Consider the following 7,303-nt stretch of genomic DNA (forward strand, 5'->3'; position numbering starts at 1 on the left):
TGAGATTTGGCAAGTGGCAGCAGAGTGACTACAAAATGACTACATTGTGTCTACGGCACTTTTCACACCCTCAAGGTTGCACCCAGCGGCAAGCACGATAAACCACCAGTTTTCCCCAATAAGATATTAATTACGCCAAATTTTAATAATAAAAAAGCCTGCAATTTGCAGGCTTTTTCCATTACATCCACAATACGCCTTGATTCCCTTTAGGGTGGGGCGGTACAGCATTAATTATTCCCGGCTCCATTATCGTATCAACGATTGTTTCATGGGTCTTAAAGGTTTTGCCGCAATTAATATTCGTGCACTGGTGATAGCGTTCTTTCGTTTCGTCACTAAGGTAACGGCTGGATCTCGCGTGTGCTGCAAATCTACAGCGTGGGCAATGCATCATATTTACCTCCGAAACTGCCTATTCAATAATTATGCTGATCTTATCACCGGCATTCGCATTTGTGAAATAAATATCAATTAGTTGAATTTTACTACTCGGTGGCCTCATAGGTTACATCCGACAACAACACTTCGAGAGATAATTGGGTGGTGTAGCCGCTGTTACTCAGGCTGTGCGCTACCTTGCTGATTATCCAGCTCTGTTGGTCTATCACCGATTTAAAGCCGCTGACCGCGACAGGGGTTTCAGGAAATAAATCAGCGCGCCCCATAGCGAGGGTGATAGTGAACTCAGCAACACCGCGCTGTAACTTCTCCCATTTAGACTGGGCAGCGCGCATGGCGGCTTTTTGCGTGGCGTAAACCGTGGTGATAACAAAGACATTATCCTCAGCCCCCACCAGATAATCCCCTTGTTTTTCCTCTACCGGCTTTTTCTCTTTAGCCGCTTTGGTGCGGGTCGGTTTGGCTTTGGGGTGTTCCAGTGCGCGGAGCTGTTTAAATTTTGGCTTGCGCTTTAACTTAACCTTTTTCGGCTTGGCCGGTTTCGGGTCTTTGGTGTGCAACCAACTGGCACTCACACCGGTATACGCGCCCCGGTCAGCAATACTAAAGCTGTGCTGGTCGCCATCTTGCCGGGTGAGGGTCATTTGCGGAATAGGTTTACCGCTGGCGGTGACCGCGCTACCCGGCTTGATAAACAACAATCGCCCGGCTTTAACGGCGGCTACCGCGCCATTCAGTGAAGCTAACCGGGTGATAAATTTGGCGTCAGTCTCTTGGGTCTGGTCAATATGAGAGATAGCGATATCCGCCAGACCGTCAGCCAGCATCGCTTTCAGGTTGTTGCGCTCCGCCACTTGCGCCACCACGTTACCCAGTGTTGTCTCATGATAAGAGACTTCCCGCCGCGCATTAAGCGAACCGCGAAAATCCGCACTGCGGGCGCGAATGGTCAGCGTATCCGGTGCGCCGTGGTGCTCGACCTCATCCACGGTAAAATCACCTTTGCCAATCAGCGCAGAGCCTTTCCAGCCCAAGAACACCGATAACACCGCGCCCCGTTCCGGCATGGCAAGCTGGCCGTCAGCGTCATCCAGTTCAATATCAAGTTGATCAGCGTCAAAGCCCCGGTTGTCGGTCAGGCTCAGGGACAACAGCCGATCACGAATATTCTGCGTGATATCTTTCGCGTTGATATTCAGCATAAAGTCGGGGGCCAACTCCGCCCCAGCCGGTAAAGCAATGCCGCTCATCATGAGAATAATCCTCCGATTGACGACGGGGCTTTATCGGTCATGGCCGTTGCTTTACCCAGCAACTCGTCAGCCTGTTGTTGCAGGTCGCCAAACATCGCAGTGAGTGACTCATCAACCCGCAACAGATTGAGGGTGAACTCAATGCGCCGGGCGCTGCCGTCGGCAAAAAACAGTGCGCCGGTCTGGCTCAGACTCTCAATGACAAACATGCCGTAAATCATGCCGCTACCCTCAACCAGCGGCCATGCTTTGCCTTGGTCAGCCATCACTTCAAGAGCCAGCAATGACAGGTGGCCGCCGGTCAGTTCCGGCAGTAGTACCCCGGAAAGGGTGATTTTTTCGCAGTCGACGCCAAGAAACTGCGCGGCTGGCCGTAAACCTACCCGGCTATTCGTCGGCCAGCGGTAATCAATATTGCGCGCCATGCTTTGATAAGGCGTGGTCTGGCGCATAAACACAAATAACCCCAGTGATAACATCATGATTAATCATTCTCCATCTGGCCGCGCTGACGGGCGCGCTTATCGCGTTCGTTCTTGGCAAGGGCATCGGTCATCATTCGTTCCGCATCCTGTCGACTCATGCCCGGTGGGATAGTTATCTTGATATCGTTGGTGGTCACACTGCTATCAACGATAGTGGTGCCAGTATTGGCGGTGACCGGCTGATAACCGCCGTACAACACGCCGCCACTGGGTGAGTATCCGCCCGCATAAGGGTTATCTTTTGGGACGTTATCGGCCAGCCCAGCAGATTTGCTATCAATGATGCCGAGCTTTTCCAGCACCCAGTCAATGCCACTGCGTAGCTGCCCCAGTGCATCAATGGGAAGTTTGAGCGCATAAGCTAAACCTCGGCCGAATGTTTCCCCGGCAGTGGTAGCAATAAGCAACGACTCTCCACTAAATTTGATGGGGGCGACCAATTCAGCAAACAGTGTCTTGAGCTGGTTAAAGCCATTAATTAGCGGGGTAAATGCCGCACTGATTGGCCCGGCAACAGCGGTAAAGCCTGTCACTACACCCGCCATAAATGCGCTAATAGGCTCCCAAAACTTACGAATAAGTAGCGCACCAGCGATAATAAGCGCAATCACCGCAGTGACCGGCCATGCCAACGTGGCAAGTGTTGCGGCAATGGTTCCGGCCACCAGTGAAAAGCCGGTACTCAATAAACCGGCTCCCGCCAACAGCAGGTTAAAGCCCGCCATGACCGGCCATGCAATCAGACCCAACGCACCCAGCCCGGCAACCAGTGCCAACGCCGCGCCAGTAACGGTGGTAATGGTGCTGACCAGCTCGGGATTTTTCTTGGCCCATGCAGCCACATTCACCAGCCAGTCGGTTGCGGTGACGGTCAGTTGGCGCAGCGCGGAGTCTTGTTTCTCAAAGACTTCAATTTCTAAGTCTTCCCATGCCGAACTCAGGTTTTTCAGGTCACCGTCAAGGTTATCCATTCTCACCGTGGCAATAGATTGCGCGGTGCCATCGGCATTTTTTAACTTACTTTGCTTCTCTGCCAATTTGCCGTTACCGGCGGCGGCCACCAGTTTCACCGCGCCTTTCATCGCCTCTTCACCAAAGATCACTTTCAGGTATTCGGCTTGTTGCGCGGTGCCTAATTTGTTCTTTTTAAACGAGCGGTTTATGTCTTTGAGGATTTTCGCCACCGGCAACATATTGCCTTTGCCGTCGCGGGTGGTTATTCCCAGTTCGCGCAAGGCTTCCGGCGCTTTACCGACCGGAGCCTGTAAGCGGCTAAACACCGCACTGGTACTTGTCCCGGCCATGCTGCCCTTGATGCCGTTATCGGCCAGCACCCCGAGTAACGCGGTGGTGTCTTCGATGCTGGCCCCGGCGGCCTCAGCAATCGGGGCGACATATTTCATCGCCTCGCCCAGCTCTAACAGGTTGGTGTTTGAGCTGGTGAAGCCTTTCGCCATCACGTCTGACACCCGTTTAATCTGGTCTAACGGCAGGTTAAACGCCGATTGCATGTTGGTGACAATATCCGCCGACTCGGCGATATCCACCCCGGACGCCAGCGACAGGTTAACTGTCGGCTCAGTGGCGGCCAGAATGGCGTCAGCGTCATAGCCGGAACGGGCCAGTGTGTCTTGGGTTCGTGCCACATCGGTCGGGGAAAAGGCGGTGGAGCCGCCGATATCCCGCGCCTGTTGACGAATAGCGGCCAGCTTGGCGTCTTTTTTATCCAGCCCCAAAATTGCCTGAGTGCCCGACATTTGACTGTCGAACTGGATACCCGGTGCAATCAGTTTTGCCGCACCGTATAGCCCGGCGGTTGCCACCCCCAAACTGGCGGCGCTGGTATTACGCACCGCACTGGTGGCAGCTTTGCCTTTCTGGTAGCGACTGCTGATACGGTTGAGTTGTTCCTGTTTCAGGCTCAGGCGTTGCAGCTCTTGGCGCTGGCGGCTGAGGGCAACCGTGGCCTCGGCGGCACTGCTGCGTAACCGGCGCTGTTCACTGCTCAGATTTTTAGTCGCTATGCCATCAGCGTTGAGAGCATCGCGCTGGCGCTGCACTGACTGGCGTAACCCGTTGTATTTGGTTTGCAGTTCAGACGCCGCGCGCTTGGCTCCCTCCATCAGTCGGGCTTGTTGAGCAGTGGGTTTCTCGGTGTTTTTAAAGGCAATAGCCAGCGCAGCCGCGTCTTCTTTGGCTTTTTTCAGCGCCTGCCCGGTGACCGCCAGTTGGGCGCTGGCCTTGCGGAAACCGTCAATTTTCGCCGCCTGCGCATCAAGGGATTTGATGCTGCTTTGCGTGTTGCGAATGTCGCCAGTGAGGGATTTACTGGCGGTTTGAATGGCTTTAAATGGGCGAGTGGCTTGGTCTACGGCTTTGAGCAATACCTGTAGCTGTAAGCTCTTACTCATGATTTACGGCTCCACTTCGTAGCAGGGCTTTATGACGCCAGCGCACCAGCTCGGTGAGGCTCAAGGCCCAAAGCTCTGACGGCGGCCAGTGAAAAATGGCGGCAATGTCCGCCATCAGGTCGTCCACTTCCAGTTTCGGGTCGAGCGTTACGCCCCCTGTTTCGGCGACAAAAAACCAACCACCTTACCGGCCAGCGCCACTAAATCGGGCAACTCCAGACGGCCACATTCGGCGGCGGTCAGTGTCGGTGAGGTGATACGCGGCAAAACAATAATCAGCGCATCGACATCAGCATTGGCTATATCGAGCAGCCTCACTCCGCGCAACGACCCGGCATTGGGGCGGTAAACTTCAATTTCAGTAATCAGGCTATCGCCGCGTTTTAATGGGGTTTCCAGTACCACCACATTCTCGTTAATCTCGGCGGTGGGTTCAGTTTTAGCAGTCACTTTTTTCATGGTTTTTTCCAATGGGGTCAGGGAGGGCCAGCGGGTTCACACTGGCCGTCAGGGGTTAGCGGCCAATGGCCTTGCGTTGGGCTTCCAGCAGGTCTACGCCGTTAACCATTTCAATCAGGTTAACCACGTCAATCTCCATTACCACTTTGCCGTCAATGGTCAGCTTGTAGTAAGTGCACTGGGTGGATACCTTGGTTTCGGTGTCTTCCCCTTGCTTGGATTCACCGCCATCAATCTCTTTATGACGGCCACGGATTTCGACCTCTACCGCCGTCACTTCGCCAGTGTCATCACGCTGATAAGCGCCGGCAAAACGCAGCGGAACCGCGTCAACTTTGGGCGTTCCCCATTGCTGCAACACCAGCTCGTCAATGCCGCCCATCGACCATTCCATGGAAAGCGCATCGTCATCCAGCCCCAAATCAATTGGAGCCACGCCATTCATCCCTCCGCCCCGGTAGTTCTCCAGCTTACGGGTCAGTTTCGGCAGGGTGATGGCGGAGACGATCCCCATGTAATCCCGACCATCGTTAAACAGGTTCATCAATTTCAGCTTACGTGGCAGTGCCATAAGTCAGGTTTCCTTAGCTGTTGACGGCAGCGGCAAAGTTCACCAAATATTTATCGGTGATACGCTGACGCAGGGTTAAATCTTCCAGTGGTGGCACTGGGGTGTAGTCGTAATCGATAAACAACTTGCCCGCTTTCAGGGTGTCTTTATCGTTGGCGCTGTCGTCATACCAGCAAGCGCCGTCAATAATCAGCCCGGCGGATTTCATTTCGCGGAATTTGGCGTTGATGCTGCCAATCATGTCTTTGACCAGCGTCGGGTGCATCGGGCGGTCTATCGCCCACAACTGCGCCTCGGCCATGGTGTCGGCCAGAATCTGCGCGGTGCGGGTGTAGTTCTCAAAGGCAAACAGTGGATCATCAGAGCAGGTACGCGAACCCCAAAACTTGAAGCCGTCTTTACGGATTAGCGTTGTTACACAGGCTTTGTTAAGTAAGTCAGCGTCAGTGCCAACGGTCTGTAAATCCCAGTAGACGCTGGCAGAGATACCGGTGACACCATTCACGCCGACGTTAGACAGGGTTTTATGCCATCCCGTTTCTTGGTCAATCTTGGCGCGCAGGCCGAGTGCGCGGGCGGTGGCATAAGCAATATCGGTACTGTTGGCGGTGGTGTTCCAGCTCAGGAAGTCCGGCCAAATCAACATCAGTTCACGCTGGCTGAAACTCTCGCGGTACAACATCGCTTCGGAAAGGGTCTTGCAGCCGTACGCGCTGATATAACCAAAGGCGCGTAACTGTTGGCAGACACTCGCCAGCGCGGTAGATACTTGCTGATTATCCAGCCCCGGCACACCAAGAATACGCGGGCGAACACCGGTAACTGATTGCGCATCTAACAGCGCTTTCATGCCAGTGTAGCGGCCGTTCTCATCAGCGCCGCCGATGATATTAGACGTGGTTTCGGCCTCATCTTTACCGGTAGCCACTCGCACCACAATGGTGACCGGGCGCGACTGTTCAGCAATCGCCAGCAATGACGCGGCCAGCGTGCCTTTTTTACCGGCTTTACCGGCAGCGGCGCGCACATCAGTAATCAGTACCGGGGTATTGAGGGGGAATGCGGTTGCGTCAGCATCATCGCTGGTGCAGACCATGCCGACAATGGCGGTGGAAACAGTGGAAATGACGCGCGTCCCCTCGTTGATTTCGAGAACGCGGACGCCGTGATGGTAATCACTCATAGATTAACTCTCTGTTGATTGAGGGTGAGAGTATGGTGACGACTTACGGGGCGGAGGGCATCTGATTGGGGGTGTGTGGTGATTGGTACAACGAAAAAGCCCCGCAATCGGGGGCAAGTTAAAATATTAAGCAGACAGCGGGGGCCAGACCGGGGCACGATAACCCTGATTGACCGCCTCCACTAACAACCATTGCGGCAGTTCGGGCAATTCAATCAACGGCCAGTTTTCCAGCGCCGGCCATGCACGGTAGGCGGCGCGGGTGGTGGTTAACTCGGTGCGCTGTGCCTTAGTTAGCGGGGTATCACCGATGCAGTAATCACTGACCATCATCGGATCGGTGGCGGTTATAAAAGCATCACGATAACTGCGCGCCGTGGCGGCCAGTTCATTAGCGGTGAGTAGTGGCGGTGAGATATCCGCCCATGCAGGCATCCCATCAACAACAACCCTGCACTTACCCAGCGGAAATACGGTGTACTCATGAAAGAGACTATCAGGGATTTCAGTCACATCTGATAAATCCCAGCCCGCCGACA

9 protein-coding genes are annotated in these 7,303 nt (G+C 54.3%); all 9 read right to left on the reverse strand.

The window, feature by feature from the left end:
- Positions 1–181: 181 nt before the first annotated feature.
- A complete protein-coding gene (locus tag YALDO0001_RS20475) occupies positions 182–397 on the reverse strand; it encodes a DNA-binding transcriptional regulator (protein ID WP_071986427.1) in 216 nt (71 codons plus the stop codon).
- 91 nt (positions 398–488) lie between these two features.
- A complete protein-coding gene (locus YALDO0001_RS18730; protein WP_042840561.1) occupies positions 489–1,655 on the reverse strand; it encodes a phage late control D family protein in 1,167 nt (388 codons plus the stop codon).
- Positions 1,652–2,137, reverse strand: coding sequence for a phage tail protein (locus tag YALDO0001_RS18735; RefSeq protein ID WP_042840563.1), 486 nt, complete (start codon positions 2,135–2,137; stop codon positions 1,652–1,654). Before YALDO0001_RS18735 ends, YALDO0001_RS18730 begins: the two co-directional genes overlap by 4 nt.
- A 2-nt stretch (positions 2,138–2,139) precedes the next feature.
- Positions 2,140–4,551, reverse strand: coding sequence for a phage tail tape measure protein (locus tag YALDO0001_RS18740; RefSeq protein ID WP_004705528.1), 2,412 nt, complete (start codon positions 4,549–4,551; stop codon positions 2,140–2,142).
- On the reverse strand, positions 4,544–4,666 hold the full coding sequence (locus YALDO0001_RS18745) for a GpE family phage tail protein (RefSeq protein ID WP_004875948.1): 123 nt from the start codon (positions 4,664–4,666) through the stop codon (positions 4,544–4,546). The genes YALDO0001_RS18740 and YALDO0001_RS18745 overlap by 8 nt, the downstream gene beginning before the upstream one ends.
- 32 nt (positions 4,667–4,698) lie before the next feature.
- Positions 4,699–5,010 carry a phage tail assembly protein gene (locus YALDO0001_RS18750; RefSeq protein ID WP_042840565.1) on the reverse strand — a complete coding sequence of 104 codons (312 nt, stop codon included), beginning with the start codon at positions 5,008–5,010 and terminating at the stop codon, positions 4,699–4,701.
- Positions 5,011–5,065: 55 nt separating this feature from the next.
- A complete protein-coding gene (locus YALDO0001_RS18755; RefSeq protein ID WP_004705530.1) occupies positions 5,066–5,581 on the reverse strand; it encodes a phage major tail tube protein in 516 nt (171 codons plus the stop codon).
- A gap of 13 nt (positions 5,582–5,594) precedes the next feature.
- Entirely contained in the window at positions 5,595–6,764 is a 1,170-nt protein-coding gene (locus tag YALDO0001_RS18760; RefSeq protein ID WP_004705531.1) for a phage tail sheath protein, read from the reverse strand.
- 126 nt (positions 6,765–6,890) lie between these two features.
- Positions 6,891–7,303, reverse strand: a 413-nt coding sequence (locus YALDO0001_RS22070) for a hypothetical protein (protein ID WP_042840566.1), incomplete at its 5' end; no start/stop codon positions are given.

It is taken from the genome of Yersinia aldovae ATCC 35236 (assembly GCF_000173735.1).
Lineage (GTDB): Bacteria > Pseudomonadota > Gammaproteobacteria > Enterobacterales > Enterobacteriaceae > Yersinia > Yersinia aldovae.

What these genes read in the sequence shown, in the direction of transcription:
- YALDO0001_RS18750 (WP_042840565.1), bottom strand. Translation starts at nt 5,010, where the DNA reads ATGAAAAAAGTGACTGCTAAAACTGAACCCACCGCCGAGATTAACGAG.
- YALDO0001_RS18740 (WP_004705528.1), bottom strand. Translation starts at nt 4,551, where the DNA reads ATGAGTAAGAGCTTACAGCTACAGGTATTGCTCAAAGCCGTAGACCAA.
- YALDO0001_RS18760 (WP_004705531.1), bottom strand. Translation starts at nt 6,764, where the DNA reads ATGAGTGATTACCATCACGGCGTCCGCGTTCTCGAAATCAACGAGGGG.
- YALDO0001_RS18735 (WP_042840563.1), bottom strand. Translation starts at nt 2,137, where the DNA reads ATGATGTTATCACTGGGGTTATTTGTGTTTATGCGCCAGACCACGCCT.
- YALDO0001_RS18745 (WP_004875948.1), bottom strand. Translation starts at nt 4,666, where the DNA reads ATGGCGGACATTGCCGCCATTTTTCACTGGCCGCCGTCAGAGCTTTGG.
- YALDO0001_RS18730 (WP_042840561.1), bottom strand. Translation starts at nt 1,655, where the DNA reads ATGATGAGCGGCATTGCTTTACCGGCTGGGGCGGAGTTGGCCCCCGAC.
- YALDO0001_RS18755 (WP_004705530.1), bottom strand. Translation starts at nt 5,581, where the DNA reads ATGGCACTGCCACGTAAGCTGAAATTGATGAACCTGTTTAACGATGGT.
- YALDO0001_RS20475 (WP_071986427.1), bottom strand. Translation starts at nt 397, where the DNA reads ATGATGCATTGCCCACGCTGTAGATTTGCAGCACACGCGAGATCCAGC.